Raw genomic sequence first — 14,125 nt, forward strand, 5'->3', positions numbered from 1 at the left:
GGTGAATGCCTGGGCCACAATGCCGCATGCGTTTTCAACCCGAACCCCCTTTCACCCACGGCCAGCCCGAACGCACCGCCATCCTGCTGTGCAACCTGGGCACGCCCGACGAGGCCACGGCCCCGGCCGTGCGCCGCTACCTGGCGCAATTCCTGGCGGACCACCGCGTGGTGGAGATCCCCAAGCTGGCATGGCTGCCCATCCTGCACGGCATCATCCTGCGCACCCGCCCCGCAAAGTCCGCAGCCAAGTACGCCAGTGTGTGGACGCCCGAGGGCTCGCCCCTGGCGGTGTGGACAGCGAAGCAGGCCACGCTGCTGCGCGGCTGGCTGGGCGAGGCCGGCCACCAGGTGCTGGTGCGCCATGCCATGCGCTACGGCAACCCGTCCATCGCCAGTCAGCTCGATGCCCTCAAGGCCGAGGGCGCCACGCGCATCCTCATCCTGCCGCTGTACCCGCAGTATTCGGGCACCACCACGGCCAGCGTGTTCGACGCGGTGTACGCCTGGGCCGCGCGCACACGCCATGTGCCCGAGCTGCGCTTCGTGAACCGCTACCACGACCACCCCGGCTACATCGACGCACTGGCCCGCAGCATCGAGGCGCACTGGAAGGTGAACGGCCAGCCCGACAAGCTGGTGATGAGTTTCCACGGCGTGCCCGAGCGCACCCTTACGCTGGGCGACCCCTACCACTGCGAGAGCCTGAAAACCGGCCGCATGCTGGCCGAGCGCCTGGGCCTGCGCCGCGAACGCTACGTGCTCACCTTCCAGTCGCGCTTTGGCAAGGCCAAGTGGCTCGAGCCCTACACCCAGCCCACCATCGAGGCCCTGGGCAAGGCCGGTACGCGCCGCGTGGACGTGGTCTGCCCCGGCTTCACCAGCGACTGCCTGGAGACGCTGGAAGAGATCAACATGGAGGTGCGCGAGGCCTTCCTGCACGCCGGTGGGCAGGAGTTCCACTACATCCCCTGCCTGAACGACAGCAGCCACTGGATCACCGCGCTGAGCCGCGTGGCCCAGCAGCACCTGGCGGGCTGGCCCACCCAGGTGGAGGATGCCGCCACGCAGGCCGATGCGCGCGAGCGCGCGCTGGCGGGTGGAGCGCCCAAAGGCCCCACCCCCGCAGGTCGCTGACCGGCACGGGCCCCGCCCGCCCCCCCATCGCCCCCATTCACCCCGCACTGCTCCCCTGAATTGTTTTCCATGCCCGCATCCGCCCGCGCCCTGTCTGCACACCAACTGCGGCTGACCATCGACCCCGCCACGCTCGGCTTTGCCAGCACGGCCGAACTCACGGGCCTGCCCCTGCCCTGGATCGGCCAGGAGCGCGCCGAGGCCGCCGCCCGCTTCGGCCTGGCCATGCAGCAGCCCGACTACCACCTCTTCGTGCTGGGCGACGTGGGCAGCGGCCGCGCATCGCTGCTGCACCACGCCATGCTGGCCGAGGCCGCGCGGCGCCCCGTGCCGCCCGACCTGTGCTACCTGCACGACTTCGATGCACCGGAGCGCCCGCGCGCACTGCGCCTGCCTGCGGGCCAGGGCCGCCTGCTGCGCCAGGCCCTGGCCGACATGGGCACGCGGCTGGAGGCCGAAGTGCCCCAGCACCTGGCAGGCCCCGCCTTCCTGGCCGATGCGGCGCGCATCGAGCAGCGCTGGCAGGTGCAGGAGCGCGAGGCGCTGGCCGCGCTCGACGCGTTTGCGCTCGCGCGCCAGTTGCGCCTGGTGCGCGACAACGGGCAGATGCTGGTCACCCCCCTGGGCCCGAGGGGCCAGCCCCTGTCCGACGCGGAGGCGCGCGTGCAGCCGCCCGAGCGCCGCGCCGCCATCGAACGCGACGAGGACGCGCTGCGCAGCGAGATCGAGCGCTTTGCCCAGGCCATGCGCCCGCTGGAGCGCGAACGCGACGCAGCCCTGGACGCCCTGCGCCGCACAGTGATCACGCCGCTGGTGCAGCAGGCGCTGCAGGCCGCACGCGGCATCGCCGGCCAGCAGGCGCCGCACGCCGGGCGCCTTGCGCAATGGCTGGACCAGGTGGAGCGCGCCTTGCTCGGCAGCATCGACCTGCTGGAGCCCTACTACGGCGACAACGAGGCCGACGCCGAAGCCGACCGCCGCGACGACCTGGACGCGCTGCTCGCAAAGTGCCGCGTGAACCTGGCGGTGGACAACGGCGGGCGCAGCGGCGCCCCCGTGATCGTCGAGGACAACCCGCAGATGCGCAGCCTGATGGGCAGCATCGACCACGGAGCCAATGCCGACGACGCCGACCCCGGGCAGGCCGACGTATCGGCCATCCACGCCGGCAGCCTGCTGCGCGCGCATGGCGGCTTCATCCTGCTGCACCTGCACGATCTCGCCGCCGAAGAGGGCCTGTGGCCACGCGTGCGCCGCTTTTTGCGCAGCCGCCGGCTGCAGATCACTGGCGAGGCGAGTGCCGACGGCCCAGGCCCCGGCGGTGGCGCAGGCTTGCAGCCCGAGCCGGTGGATGTGGACGTGAAAATCGTCCTCATCGGCTCGGTGGACGAGTTCTACGCCCTGCAGGACAGCGACCCCGAAGCCGCACGGCGCTTTCGCGTGAAGGTGGACTTTGCCGACCGCTTCATCGCCACTGCGGCGTCGCACCGCGCCACCGCCATCTTCGTGGCGCACTGCTGCGTGCAGCGCGGCCTGCCGCACTTCGGCCCCGAGGCCGTGGCCCTGCTGATCGAGCAGAGCCACCGCGAGGCCGACGACCAGGGCCGGCAGAGCGCCCGCTTCGCCCAGGCCGAGGCGCTGGTGATCGAGAGCGCTGCCCAGTGCCGCATGCGCAGCCCTGCCGATGCCACGGCCCTGGTGCAGGCCGCCGACGTACAGGCAGCTCTCGCCGCCCAGCGCCTGCGCCACAACCAGACCGAGGAAGAACTGCACCAGACCCTGGTCGAGGGCGAGTGCCTCATCACCCTGCACGGTGCGGCCGTGGGCCAGGTCAACGCCCTGTCGCAGATCGACCTGGGCGACTACCGTTTCGGCTTTCCCGTGCGTATCACGGCGCGCAGCTTCGCCGGGCAGGAGGGGCTACTCAACATCGACCGCGAGGTCCACATGTCCGGCCCCATCCACGACAAGGGCGTGCTCATCCTGCACGGCTACCTCACGGCCCTGTTCAGCCATGTGGCGCCGCTCGCGCTCAATGCCTCCATCGTGTTCGAGCAGGAGTACAGCGGCGTGGAGGGTGACTCCGCCTCCTGCGCCGAGCTGTACGCGCTGCTGTCCAGCCTGTCGGGCCTGCCGCTGCGCCAGGGCATTGCGGTGACGGGTGCGCTGAACCAGCACGGCGAGGTGCTGCCCGTGGGCGGCATCAATGAAAAGATCGAAGGCTGGTTCCAGGCCTGCGCCGCGGCAGGGCTCGACGGCACCCAGGGCGTGCTCATCCCCGCGCGCAACCAGCGCCACCTGATGCTGTCGCGCCCCATCCTCGACGCAGTGGAGCGCGGCCTGTTCCACGTCCATACGGTGCAGCATGTGAGCGAGGGCATTGCCCTGCTGACGGGTGAGGCATCGGGCATGGCGCCAGGTGCCGTGCTGGCGGCCGATGCCGCCGGTGATGTGACCCAGACCGTGCTCAGCCGCGCTGAGCAGACCCTGCGCGCCTACCGGCGTGCGTGCCAGAGTGCGGGGCATACGCGGGTGGGGCGCGCGGGGCGCAGGCCGCGGCGCGACTGAAGCCAGACCTGCCAGGCGCATCCGTGTGCGCCGCGTGACAAAGGGCAGAACGGAGTCACCAACGTGACGCTCCAGCCGCCTCCTGCAGTGTTTTCCCCGACCCATTGTGGTGCATGCGCGCTCGATACTGGCTGCGCCGCCGGTCCATTGCGCGCACCCTGCGTGCAGCGATGGAAGGGCGCAGCACTACAACAGGAGACACGCCGATGCACCCCTTCTCCACGCCCCTCGCGCCTCCCCTCACGCGCCGCCGGGTGCTGTCGTCAGCAGCGGCCACCGCTGTCGCCCTGCCCGGCTGGGCACTGGCACAGCAGACCGAGCCCTGGCGCATAGGCCAGACGGCCGCGCTCACGGGTCCGCTGGCCTTCCCGTTCGTGGAGATGAACAAGGGCATTGCCGCGGCCTTCCAGGAGGTCAACGATCGCGGGGGCATCGACGGGCGGCGCCTGCAGTTCACCAGCACCGACGATGGCGGCGACCCGGCCAGGGCGGGTGCCAACGCGAAGAAGCTGCTGGAGGAGGACAAGGTCTTTGCCCTGCTGTCCTGCGGCGGCACCACCAGCGTGATGGGCGCACTGCCCGTGGCCATGGCAGCCAAGCTGCCGGTGATCGCGCCGGCCACGGGGTCGGACGCGCTGCGGCCGTTCAACCCCCTGGTGTTCCATGCGCGCGCCAGCTATTCGCAGGAGCTGCACAAGATCGTGCAGCAACTGGGCTCCACGGGCTTCACCAAGTGTGCGGTGGCCTACATCGACAACCCCTTTGGCAAGGCCACGCTGGCGGCCTTCGATGCGGCGGCCAAGGCGCACAACAACAAGGACTGGAAGGCCTTTCTGTTGCCCGAGACCGAGGAAGGGGTGGCACGCACGGTGGACGAGATCACCGCCTGGCAACCCACAGCCCTGATCTCGCTGGCCGTGGGCGCCGTGGGCATACCGTTCTACAAGGCGCTGCGCCTGCGCGTGAAGGCGCCTGCGTTCTCGATCTCGTTCCTGGGTTCGCGGCCGCTGCTGGCGGCACTGGGCGAGTCGGCGCGCGGCATTACCGTGGCCCAGGTGGCACCCAACCCCGACAACGTGGCCAAGCCCATCGTCAAGGCCTACCGCGACGCGCTCAAGGCCAGCGCGGCCAGTGCCGAGCCGGGCTATTCGTCGCTGGAGGGCTACCTGAGCGCACGCCTGATGATCGAGGCCCTGCGCCGCGCGGGCCGCACTGCATCGCGCGAAAAGCTCATCGAGGCCCTGCACTCCATGCGCCCCTACGACCTGGGCGGCTTCGAGCTGCGCTATGGGCCCCAGGACCACAGCGGCACGGACTTCGTGGAGCTGTCTTACTTCAACGGCGAGCGGTTTCGCCGGTAACCAGGGCAGTGATGAATCAGCCGGCGGATTGGCTGGCGGTGAACACAGCCAGCTGGTCCGCAAATGCGCGCTGGTAGGCCGGCCGCGCCTCACCGCGGGCGATGTAGGCCAATAGACTGGGCTGTTCCTGCAGCAGTGGCGACGCATCGCCCAGACGGCGCAGCACGGTCACCATCAGCAGGTCGCCGGCACTGAATGCATTGCCGTCGAGCCAGTCGGCCTCGCCCAGCCTCTGCGCAAGCTCGGCCAGCCGGGTACGCACGCGGTCTTCGAGCATGGGCTGGCGCTGCGCATACCAGGGCTTGTCGTGCTCAAGGATCCGCGCGGCGCCCCACTCGACGATGGGCGGCTCCAGCGTATTGAGCGCCGCGAACATCCACATGATGGCGCGCGAGCGCGCGTGGGCTTCGGCCGGCAGCATGCCCGCATGGGTCTCGGCGATGTGCAGCACGATGGCGCCGGTCTCGAACAGCGCCAGGCCGTCTTGCTCATAGGTGGGTATCTGCCCGAACGGATGGAGCGCCCGGTGCGCGGGCGCCTTCATCGCTGCAAAGGACACGAGGCGCACACCGTAGGGTTGCCCCACTTCCTCCAGCGCCCAGCGCACGCGCATGTCGCGCGCCAGACCCCGGCCGCGGTCGGGCGAACGTTCGAAGGCGGTGATGGTGGGTTGCATCGGAGCGCTCCTGCAGAGGGACCAGGACCATTGTTCCACCCACGCGCTGGCCCAGCCGTGTTGTCCACGTAGGACATCCGCTCGTGTTGCGCCGGGAACCGCTGGATTGGGTGTTGGCGTGGGTAGGATGGGGCATCGTTCAATCAGTTACACCCCATCACCACCATGCCTGCGATCGGTCTCCCCTGGCCACCCAACCTCCAAATCGACGGATCGACCTACCTGGTCCGGCCGCTGGCGCTGGCTGCGCCCTCGAATGTGCCGGAGCGGGTTTTCATCTTCGAGGAGGACGGCTCACCCGTGCTCACCGTGCGCCGTGCCTGGGCCAGCTACCCCGAAGCGCTCTACACCGCAGAACAGAAGCTCAGGGAGCATTTGGCGCCAACGCCGATCAATGTGTTTGGCGGCTGATGGGCGCGCCCTGTGCGAAGACAGCGGGGAGGCCTTGAGGCACTGACCCTGCTGCCGTGCAGCGCCTTTCAGCGCTGCAATGCAAGGGCTAATCCTCTACCGATTCGCGCGTGATCCCACGGGCCACACAGCACTGGTGCAATTCGCTGGTGGCCAGCATGCCCTGCTGCAGCGGGTAGGTGACGCGGGCCACCAGGCACTCGTCGCCCGGCAGCGAGAGTATTTCCCCCGACCGTCCTGCGCCCAGCGCCGTCCAGAACTGCAGTACCCCGATGGCATCCGTGTTGGCATGGGCGAATCTTCCGTGGGCCACCTTGCGAGCGCGGGTGAATTTGAAGGTTTCGGATTGGGTACGCATCGGCTTTGCAGAACAGAGAAACAGCGAGGACAAAAAGCCTTCGCATGGTGTACTGCCTGTACCGAACTCTGTGTAGGCGAACACCGCAAATATCCCCTGCGGGGTGGCCTTACCAGGGCAATGGCTGCCCGCTGTAGGCGTAAAAGCCCCCGGTGCATTCGGGCGTGAGCCCATCGATCACACGCAGCATGTCGGCCGCAGCGTCCGCCGCCGGGCGGCCGATCTCGGCGCCGCGAAACGGGGCCGACAGGGCCGAGTCCACGGTGCCCGGGTGCAGTGCCACCAGCACGGCCTGTGGGTTGCCGCGCTGCACTTCGATGGCCGCGGTCTTGAGGAACATGTTCAGCGCTGCCTTCGAGGCCCGGTAGCTGTACCAACCGCCCAGCCGGTTGTCGCCAATGCTGCCCACCTTGGCCGACAACACCGCCAGCACGCTGCGGTCCTTGGCCAGCAACGGCGCAAAGTGCGCCATGACCAGCGCCGGGCCCATGGCGTTGGTGCGCAGGCAGGCCTGCATCTGCGCATAGTGGAGCTGGCCCAGGCGCTTTTCGGGCATGCCCTCGGGGCCGTGCAGCACGCCGGTGGCGACGATGATGAGATGAAACGGGCCCTGCGGCGCCAGCGCTGCCGCCGCCTCGGACACCGTGGCTTCGTGCTCGAAATCGATGGGTGGCACCGTGCTTCTTCCCAGCCCGACCACCAGCGCACAGCGCGGGTCGGCCTGCAGGTGCTGGACGAAGGCACTGCCGATACCACCTGAGGCACCAAGGACGAGGGCGCGAAAGCCCTGCGGGAACGAACGAAGGTGGTCTGTCAGCATGTCAAAGGGAGGCCCATACCCCCATCATGCACCAGGGCCACGCCATCGTTCTCAGGGCCATTGCAGCCGGGTGGGTGCCCGGTACTGCGAGCGCGGCAGCGCGCTGGCCGCAGGCCCACCCGCCGTGCGCACCAGCGCAGCCTCTGCAGCCCCGGGCTCCTGCACACCATGCACGAAGAACCGTTCCACCAGCGCATAGTGCTCGGGCACATTCAGGGCCGGGGCATGGCCGCAACCGGGCACCTCGATCACGCGGGCCTGGCCGCGCGCGCCGGGGCCGCGGGTGAGCATCTCGATGGTGGTCTCGCGCAGCACCAGGTCGGAGTCTTCGCCGCGCAGGCACAGCACGGGGATGTCCAGCGCGTCGTAGTGGTCCCAGATCAGGTAGTCGTTGGCATGGTGGGTGAACTGCTGCACCATGGCCGGGTCGTAGTGTGGGGTCACCCGGCCGTCGGGCAGGCGGCGGGTGCTGGTCTCGGTCAGGCGGCGCCACTGCGCATCGCTGAGCCAGCCATAGGGCTGGTAGACCTGGCGGAAGAAGGCCTCGAGCTCGGCCACCGTATCGAACGCGGGCGGCTGGCCCGCATAGGCCTTGATGCGCCCGAGCGCATCGTCGGCCAGGCGCGGTGCGTTGTCGTTGAGCAGCAGGCTGCGGATGCGGCCCTTGAGCCCCGGCTCGAACAGGCCCGACGCGCACACCGTGCCGATGGCGCCGCCCATGGAGGTGCCCACCCAGTGCGCCTGTTCTATGCCCAGCGCATCGAACAGCCCAGCGGCGATGCGCGCATAAAAGCGCAGCTGGTATTCCTCTGCTGGCTCGCGCGCCCACTGGCTCAGGCCCCGGCCGATGGTGTCGGGGCAGATCACGCGAAAGCGTGGCGCCAGATGGGCGGCCAGCTCGTCCATGTCGCGGCCGGTGCGGGCCAGGCCGTGCCAGGCCACCACCACCGGGGCATCGGGCGCGCCCCATTCGGTGTAGTGGATTTCATAGCCGGCGCAGGTGGCATAGCGCGATAACGGAGTCATGGTGGACAACCTTGTGAGTCAGTGGATGGATTGCGGGTTGCAGGAGGGCGAGCTGCGGTGTTCAAGCGGCTCACAAAGCTCAGCGAAGCGGTCCTGGCCAGGCGTTGCGTCGCAGACAGTACTGAAAGTACGGCAAGACGCAACAACGACGCCAGGAGAGTTTTGTGAGTCGCGCTCATTTCATGAGGCGCCCGTTGGCGCCGATGACGGTGACCTCGACATACCGCGAGCCGATGCGGTTGGTGGGCGAGTAGCCCAGGCTGATGCCGCCCAGGTCGTAGTTCTGCAGCGATTCGAGCGCTTTGACCACCTTGGCGCGTGTGGGCGCGGGGCCGGCGCGGCGCAGCGCCTCGACCAGCACCTTGGCACCCAGGAACTGCTCAAAGCTGGTGTAGTTGACCTCGGCCTCGGGCGCATACTTCTTGAGCAGGGTCTGGTACTCGCGCACCACGGGCAGTTGTGGGCGAAACGGGTACGGCACCACCTGGCTGATGCCCAGGCCGTGCGCGTTCTTCAGGCCGGCGAGCTTCACGAGTTCGGTCGGGTCCACCACCGAGATGTTGTACAGCTGCGCGCCACCGCCCTGCTCGCGGTAGCGCTGGATGAAGGCGGCCGCGGGCTTGTTGATGGCGATCATGATCACGGCATGCACGTCGGCCGCCTTGATGGCCTTCACGGCATCGTCCACCTTGTCGGTGTTGCGCTCGTAGCCGGCCGAAACGACGAGCTTCAGGTTGCGCCGCGCCAGCGCCGCCTCCACCCCCGCCAGGCCTGCCTTGCCGAAGCCATCGTCCTGGTACATCACTGCCACGCGGTTCATGCCCAGCGTGGTGAGCTGCTGCACCATGTGCTCGGCCTCGTCGCCATAGCCCGCACGCACGTGAAAGATCCAGGGGTTGAACGGGCTGCGCAGCGACTCGCCGCCCGTATAGGGCGCCACCAGCGCGGCACCGCCCTGCTCCAGCACGCCGTCGGTCAACAGCTGCGTGACGTTGGCCGTGCCGGCAAAGCCGTAGAGCGCCACCACCTCGGGCCGGGCCAGCATCTCGCGCGTCAGGCGCACGGTGTCGGGCACCTTGTAGCCGTCGTCCACCACCCACTGGCGGATGGTGGCGCCATGCACGCCACCCTGGGCGTTGATGGCGTCGAAGTAGATCTTGCCGCCCAGCACCATCTGCGTGCCCGTGCTGGCCAGCACGCCCGACAGCGGCGCCACCTGGCCGACCACCAGTTCGGCGCCGCGCAGCTGCGCCGCCGCCGGCAGCGCCAACAGCCCCATCACCCCCAGCATCGTGAGTACCGCGCCCATGCGGCGGCCCCATGTGATCCATGTGTTCATGTCCGTCCTTTGTGCCACCGGGTGCGGCAATGCGCCCGGCAGCTTTTTTGTTGTGGTGGGTCGTCGTTCTTATTCGGGGATGGCGATGGCTCCGGCCGTCACGGCGATGGCGTTGCCCGCGCTGGGCACCTCGGCAAGCGGCGGCACGTTGGCGGCGGTGATGGCCGGGGCGCTGCCTGGTGCGCCACCGCGCGGCACGGTGCGCACCACCTGGCTGGCCGGCAGCGCCTTGCCAGTGGCCAGATGGTCGTACACGGCGTCGAGCGCGCGGTTCAGGTACACATGCAGCGGCACATAGCGCGTGTCGTAGCCGGGCAGCACCGTGGGCAGGCCGATGAAACTGTCGAAGTGCTGGGCGTTGGCCACCTCCATGTAGCTGAGCTTGCTGGCCGCCCCTTCCACGCGCTTGTTGAGCGCGGTGTAGGGGCGCGAGGTGTGGCTCACGGGCAGCAGCGCATCGGCGCGGCCATGCACGATGATGGCCGGCTTGCCGCGCAGGTTGCCATTGCGGCGCGTTTCATCGACACCGGCCTGCAGCTTGCGCGCCGCGGCATCGCTGCCGGTGACCAGGTTGCGCAGGCACACGGCACCCTCGGTGTTCCAGTCGAAAGCGCCGCTGTCGGCCACCGACAGGAAGTCGCGCGCCGGGCCCTGCTTGGCGCGGTTGTTGATGAGCTGCACGCCGCCCGCCGGGGGCACGCCGTTGCCGGTGGCGAACATGCCGGCCAGCGCAGCCGGTGGCGCCAGCGGGGTGACCGCACCGGCCGCCGTGGCCCCCGCGTAGCTGAAGCCGCACAGGTGGTCCTGCACGCTGGCGCGCGAGAGCGAGTTGGCAAAGGTCACGGCCACGGCGGGCGCCACCTCGAAGGCTGCGAGTGAGGCATGCAGGTCATTCGACTCGGGCTCCCAGCCGTAGGCGCGCAGCTTCTGCAGCGATTCCTCGGCCTGGGCCGCCGTGGCGTCGGCCGTGAGCAGGCCGCGTGCGCGCAGGGCCGCGCAGCGACCCGGTGCGATGGGCAGGGCCGCACCGGCAAAGCCTGCGGCGAAGGCCGCCGCATACGGGCTGGTGCTGACCGAGGGCGCCAGCGAGGCACAGGCCTGGTACAGGTTGGCCTGGGTGGTGTAGTCGATCAGCGGGCGGCCCGTGACGGCGATGACGGTGCCGCCGCGCTGCACCGTGACACCCGGGTTGGCAGGCAGCTCCACCGCAGGCTCAGACACGGCCACGCCGCTGATCAGGCCCTGGGTGTCGAGCTCGGCCGCCGCAATCGCTGCCCCGCCGCCATTGGAAATGCTCGACGCGATGACGATGGTGTTGCCCGGTGTGAGCGACTTGATGCGCTGGCCCGACACGGTGAGCGCGCCGTAGCGCTCATTGAGCACGTAATAGCCGAATTCCACCGCCTGCAAGGTGGTCGTGCCCCAGTCCTTCTCGGCGTTCTGGCCCGAGTGGGCGTGCTTGAAGGCAAAGCGGTTGGGCGTGGCGGTGTTGAAGGTGGCCAGTTGCGCGGGCGTCAGGTTGGCGTTGAAGGCGGCGCTCCTGCCGGCCGCAGCGGCCGTGGTGCGCGTGCCGTCGATCAGCGGCACCGTGTCGTTCTGCAGGTCGTGCGGGGCCGCGCCCGTGCCCTTGTCGGAATAGGCCACGGCGCAGCCGCGCTTGAGGCCCCACTCCCCCGTGGAGATGCCGCCGTACACGCCACGCGAGCCCGATGCGGTGGCCGTGATCATGCAGGGCCGTGCAGGGTTGAAGCTGTCGGGCACCTGCACCATCAGGGTTACGTTCTGGCGCCCGCTGCCGTCGTCGGCATAGGCGATGTATTCGGTGCCGGGCACCTTGCCCTCGCCGGTGGTCACGCGGCCCTGGGCATCGACGTTGGGACCATACAGCGTGCCGTAGCCGCCGGCGGCCGTCATGTCCAGCATGGCGCGGTAGTTGTTGTAGATGGCGGCGCGGCGCAGTTCGGCGCCCGTGGGCTTGAGCGCATCGGCGTAGGCGGGTGGCGTGGCGGACGCGAGGCCGCTGGCGCCCAGGCCGGCGGTGAGCAGGTCGTTGCTGCTGCCGTCGTAGCGGGCCTCGGTGATGGTGCCCAGGTAGGCGGGTCGCACGTTCGAGCCGCCACCTGAGCCACTGTCACCGCCCCCACCGCCACAGGCGGCAAGCACTGCGGCAGCCACCGCAGCCAAGGCCAGGGGCCTGGCTGCGCCCCCATGCTTCATCGTCGTCATGCTTTTCATGCGCTTGTCTCCTGGTCGTTTTGGTGACCTATGGTTTTATGGAACGCAGCACTTCACCCCTGTCCGGTCGATCAACCGGCCTTCACGCTGCGCGCTGCTGCCGCGCGCAGGCGCCCCACCACACCGGTGGGGAAGTAATACACCGACAAGACAAAGAGCACGCCCAGCCACAGCAGCCAGCGGTCGGGCGAGAGCAGCGCCGACAGCCAGGGCAGGCCCGAGGCGGCCTCGCTTGCGAGGCGCAGCAGGTCCTGCAGATAGCTTTGCGCAATGAGGAAGAGCACGGCGCCGATGGCCGAGCCGTAGATGGTGCCCATGCCGCCGATGACGACGATGAGCAGGCAGTCCATCATGATTTCGAAGCTGAGCGATGTGTCCGGCCCGTTGTAGCGCAGCCAGAGCGCGAGCATGGCGCCCGCGCAGCAGGCGAACAGGGCCGACAGCACGCTGGACGTGGTGCGGTACACCACCACGCGGTAGCCGATGGCTTCGGCGCGGAACTCGTTCTCGCGGATCGCCTGCAGCACGCGGCCGAACGGCGAGTTGACGATGCGCAGCAACGCCAGCACCAGTACCACAGCAATCACAAACAGCAGGTAGTAGCACAGCAGGCGCCCATCGAGCGTGACGCCCAGGAAGGGCTCGTCGAAGGGCTCGAAGCTCGGCGACAGGATTTCGGGCACCTTGAAGGTCAGGCCGTCCTCACCGCCGGTGATGTCCGACAGCTGCGAGGCCAGCGTCTGGAACGCTGCCGCCACGGCCAGCGTGATCATGGCGAAGAAGATGGCGCGCACGCGCAGCGAGAACAGCCCCACCGCGAGCGACAGCAGCAGCGAGAGCACCAAGGCCCCACCCAGGCCCACGGCCAGCGCCGACCAGGTGGGCCCCATGCGCGTGGTGGCCACCGCGATGCCATAGGCCCCGATGCCGAAGAACATGGTGTGCGCAAAGCTCACGATGCCGGTGTAGCCCAGCAGCAGGTCGAAGCTGGCGACCAGCACCACGAAGATCAGCACCTTGGCCGCGACAGAGAGCGCCTTGACGCCAGGGAACAGGAAGGGCGCGAACGCCAGCCCGAGGAAGATGGCGACGAGGATCACCGCCAGCACCTTGCTGCGCGGGTAGTCGCCGGAGAGAAGTCGGTTCAGCATGTCTTGGGGCTCCTCTTCAGCGGTTCGCGACCGGATAGACGCCCTGTGGACGCCACAGCAGGATGGCCACCATCAACGCGATGTTGGAGAACAGCGCCACCTTGGGCACCAAAAAGCCGGTGTAGTTGGCCATGAGCCCCACCAGCAGCGCGCCGATGAGCGCACCGCCCGTGGACCCGAGGCCGCCGATGATGATCACGATGAAGATCAGCACGTTGACCTGGGCGCCCATCTGCGGCACCACGTTCTGCTGGTACAGGCCCCACATCACCCCGCCCAGGCCGGCCAGGGCCGAGCCCACGACGAACACGCCGATGAACAGGCGCCGGATGCGGTAACCCAGCGACTCGACCATCTCGCGGTCCTGTACGCCGGCACGGATGAGCAGGCCGACCTTGGTGCGCGACAGCGTCCAGGCCAGCACGGCAAAGACCAAGAGGCCCACGGCCACCGCCACCAGGCGGTATTTTTCGATGGCCGCATCGCCGATGAGCAGCGCGCCGCGCATGCCCTGGGGCAGCGGCAGCGGGATCTGCTGCGGGCCCCAGATGACCTTGATCAGCTCTTCGCCGATGATCATGCCGCCCATGGTGATGAGGATCTGCTTCAAATGCTGGCCATACACGGGCCGCACGATGAAACGCTCGAATGCCAGGCCCACGGCCCCCGCCACGGCCATGGCCACCAGCATGGCGGGCAGCACCGCCACCATGTTGCGCCACAGCTGGTCGGAGCCGGTCCAGTCGCCCATGGCACCCAGCACGCTGGTGGCCACGAAGGCACCGAGCGCGATGAACACGCCGTGGCCGAAGTTGAGCACGTCCATCAGGCCGAACACCAGCGTCAGGCCCGAGGCAATGATGAAGATGATCATGCCCATGGCCAGCCCCGCCACGGTGAGCGTTAGCCAGGTGCTGGGCGAGCCGATGAAGGGCAGCACCAGCAGCGCCAGCGCGGGCACCAGGGCCAGTGGCTTCCAGTCGAAGTCGCGCAGCATGGCCTTGCCAGCCGCGGTGGAAGTGGGTGTCGTTGTCGTCGCGGTGC

General features: G+C 68.9%; 12 protein-coding genes. 4 read left to right on the forward strand and 8 right to left on the reverse strand.

What is annotated here, in order from left to right; translation table 11 throughout:
• Positions 1–26: 26 nt before the first annotated feature.
• From hemH to ASE31_RS07865, 3 genes are all read left to right on the forward strand, one after another.
• Positions 27–1,136 carry a ferrochelatase gene (hemH, locus tag ASE31_RS07855; RefSeq protein ID WP_157412400.1) on the forward strand — a complete coding sequence of 370 codons (1,110 nt, stop codon included), beginning with the start codon at positions 27–29 and terminating at the stop codon, positions 1,134–1,136.
• A gap of 69 nt (positions 1,137–1,205) precedes the next feature.
• Complete coding sequence (locus ASE31_RS07860; protein ID WP_057201078.1) at positions 1,206–3,704, forward strand: ATP-binding protein; 2,499 nt, start codon at positions 1,206–1,208, stop codon at positions 3,702–3,704.
• Between the two features lie 206 nt (positions 3,705–3,910).
• On the forward strand, positions 3,911–5,065 hold the full coding sequence (locus ASE31_RS07865) for an ABC transporter substrate-binding protein (protein WP_057201004.1): 1,155 nt from the start codon (positions 3,911–3,913) through the stop codon (positions 5,063–5,065).
• 16 nt (positions 5,066–5,081) lie between these two features.
• Here ASE31_RS07865 and ASE31_RS07870 read toward each other — a convergent pair whose 3' ends face one another.
• Positions 5,082–5,741 (reverse strand): glutathione S-transferase family protein, encoded by a 660-nt coding sequence (locus tag ASE31_RS07870; protein WP_057201006.1) that lies wholly within the window; start codon positions 5,739–5,741, stop codon positions 5,082–5,084.
• A 165-nt stretch (positions 5,742–5,906) separates the two neighbouring features.
• Here ASE31_RS07870 and ASE31_RS07875 point away from each other — a divergent pair, with 165 nt between their 5' ends.
• Positions 5,907–6,152, forward strand: a complete 246-nt coding sequence (locus ASE31_RS07875; RefSeq protein WP_057201007.1) for a hypothetical protein — start codon at positions 5,907–5,909, stop codon at positions 6,150–6,152.
• 88 nt (positions 6,153–6,240) lie between these two features.
• Here ASE31_RS07875 and ASE31_RS07880 read toward each other — a convergent pair whose 3' ends face one another.
• From ASE31_RS07880 to ASE31_RS07910, 7 genes are all read right to left on the reverse strand, one after another.
• Positions 6,241–6,510: a hypothetical protein gene (locus tag ASE31_RS07880; protein WP_057201009.1), complete on the reverse strand. Its 270-nt coding sequence runs from the start codon at positions 6,508–6,510 to the stop codon at positions 6,241–6,243.
• A gap of 109 nt (positions 6,511–6,619) precedes the next feature.
• Positions 6,620–7,330, reverse strand: a complete 711-nt coding sequence (locus tag ASE31_RS07885; protein WP_057201011.1) for an SDR family NAD(P)-dependent oxidoreductase — start codon at positions 7,328–7,330, stop codon at positions 6,620–6,622.
• Between the two features lie 51 nt (positions 7,331–7,381).
• Positions 7,382–8,356: an alpha/beta fold hydrolase gene (locus ASE31_RS07890; RefSeq protein WP_057201012.1), complete on the reverse strand. Its 975-nt coding sequence runs from the start codon at positions 8,354–8,356 to the stop codon at positions 7,382–7,384.
• A 175-nt stretch (positions 8,357–8,531) separates the two neighbouring features.
• Positions 8,532–9,695 carry an ABC transporter substrate-binding protein gene (locus ASE31_RS07895; protein WP_057201014.1) on the reverse strand — a complete coding sequence of 388 codons (1,164 nt, stop codon included), beginning with the start codon at positions 9,693–9,695 and terminating at the stop codon, positions 8,532–8,534.
• 69 nt (positions 9,696–9,764) lie between these two features.
• Positions 9,765–11,930, reverse strand: coding sequence for a D-(-)-3-hydroxybutyrate oligomer hydrolase (locus ASE31_RS07900; RefSeq protein ID WP_200961088.1), 2,166 nt, complete (start codon positions 11,928–11,930; stop codon positions 9,765–9,767).
• Positions 11,931–12,001: 71 nt separating this feature from the next.
• Complete coding sequence (locus ASE31_RS07905; RefSeq protein WP_057201017.1) at positions 12,002–13,081, reverse strand: branched-chain amino acid ABC transporter permease; 1,080 nt, start codon at positions 13,079–13,081, stop codon at positions 12,002–12,004.
• A 16-nt stretch (positions 13,082–13,097) separates the two neighbouring features.
• Positions 13,098–14,078 carry a branched-chain amino acid ABC transporter permease gene (locus ASE31_RS07910; RefSeq protein ID WP_057201018.1) on the reverse strand — a complete coding sequence of 327 codons (981 nt, stop codon included), beginning with the start codon at positions 14,076–14,078 and terminating at the stop codon, positions 13,098–13,100.
• Positions 14,079–14,125: the final 47 nt, after the last annotated feature.

Source organism: Acidovorax sp. Root217 (assembly GCF_001428645.1).
Lineage (GTDB): Bacteria > Pseudomonadota > Gammaproteobacteria > Burkholderiales > Burkholderiaceae_C > Acidovorax.

What these genes read in the sequence shown, in the direction of transcription:
- hemH (WP_157412400.1), top strand. Translation starts at nt 27, where the DNA reads ATGCGTTTTCAACCCGAACCCCCTTTCACCCACGGCCAGCCCGAACGC.
- ASE31_RS07860 (WP_057201078.1), top strand. Translation starts at nt 1,206, where the DNA reads ATGCCCGCATCCGCCCGCGCCCTGTCTGCACACCAACTGCGGCTGACC.
- ASE31_RS07865 (WP_057201004.1), top strand. Translation starts at nt 3,911, where the DNA reads ATGCACCCCTTCTCCACGCCCCTCGCGCCTCCCCTCACGCGCCGCCGG.
- ASE31_RS07870 (WP_057201006.1), bottom strand. Translation starts at nt 5,741, where the DNA reads ATGCAACCCACCATCACCGCCTTCGAACGTTCGCCCGACCGCGGCCGG.
- ASE31_RS07875 (WP_057201007.1), top strand. Translation starts at nt 5,907, where the DNA reads ATGCCTGCGATCGGTCTCCCCTGGCCACCCAACCTCCAAATCGACGGA.
- ASE31_RS07880 (WP_057201009.1), bottom strand. Translation starts at nt 6,510, where the DNA reads ATGCGTACCCAATCCGAAACCTTCAAATTCACCCGCGCTCGCAAGGTG.
- ASE31_RS07885 (WP_057201011.1), bottom strand. Translation starts at nt 7,330, where the DNA reads ATGCTGACAGACCACCTTCGTTCGTTCCCGCAGGGCTTTCGCGCCCTC.
- ASE31_RS07890 (WP_057201012.1), bottom strand. Translation starts at nt 8,356, where the DNA reads ATGACTCCGTTATCGCGCTATGCCACCTGCGCCGGCTATGAAATCCAC.
- ASE31_RS07895 (WP_057201014.1), bottom strand. Translation starts at nt 9,695, where the DNA reads ATGAACACATGGATCACATGGGGCCGCCGCATGGGCGCGGTACTCACG.
- ASE31_RS07900 (WP_200961088.1), bottom strand. Translation starts at nt 11,930, where the DNA reads ATGAAAAGCATGACGACGATGAAGCATGGGGGCGCAGCCAGGCCCCTG.
- ASE31_RS07905 (WP_057201017.1), bottom strand. Translation starts at nt 13,081, where the DNA reads ATGCTGAACCGACTTCTCTCCGGCGACTACCCGCGCAGCAAGGTGCTG.
- ASE31_RS07910 (WP_057201018.1), bottom strand. Translation starts at nt 14,078, where the DNA reads ATGCTGCGCGACTTCGACTGGAAGCCACTGGCCCTGGTGCCCGCGCTG.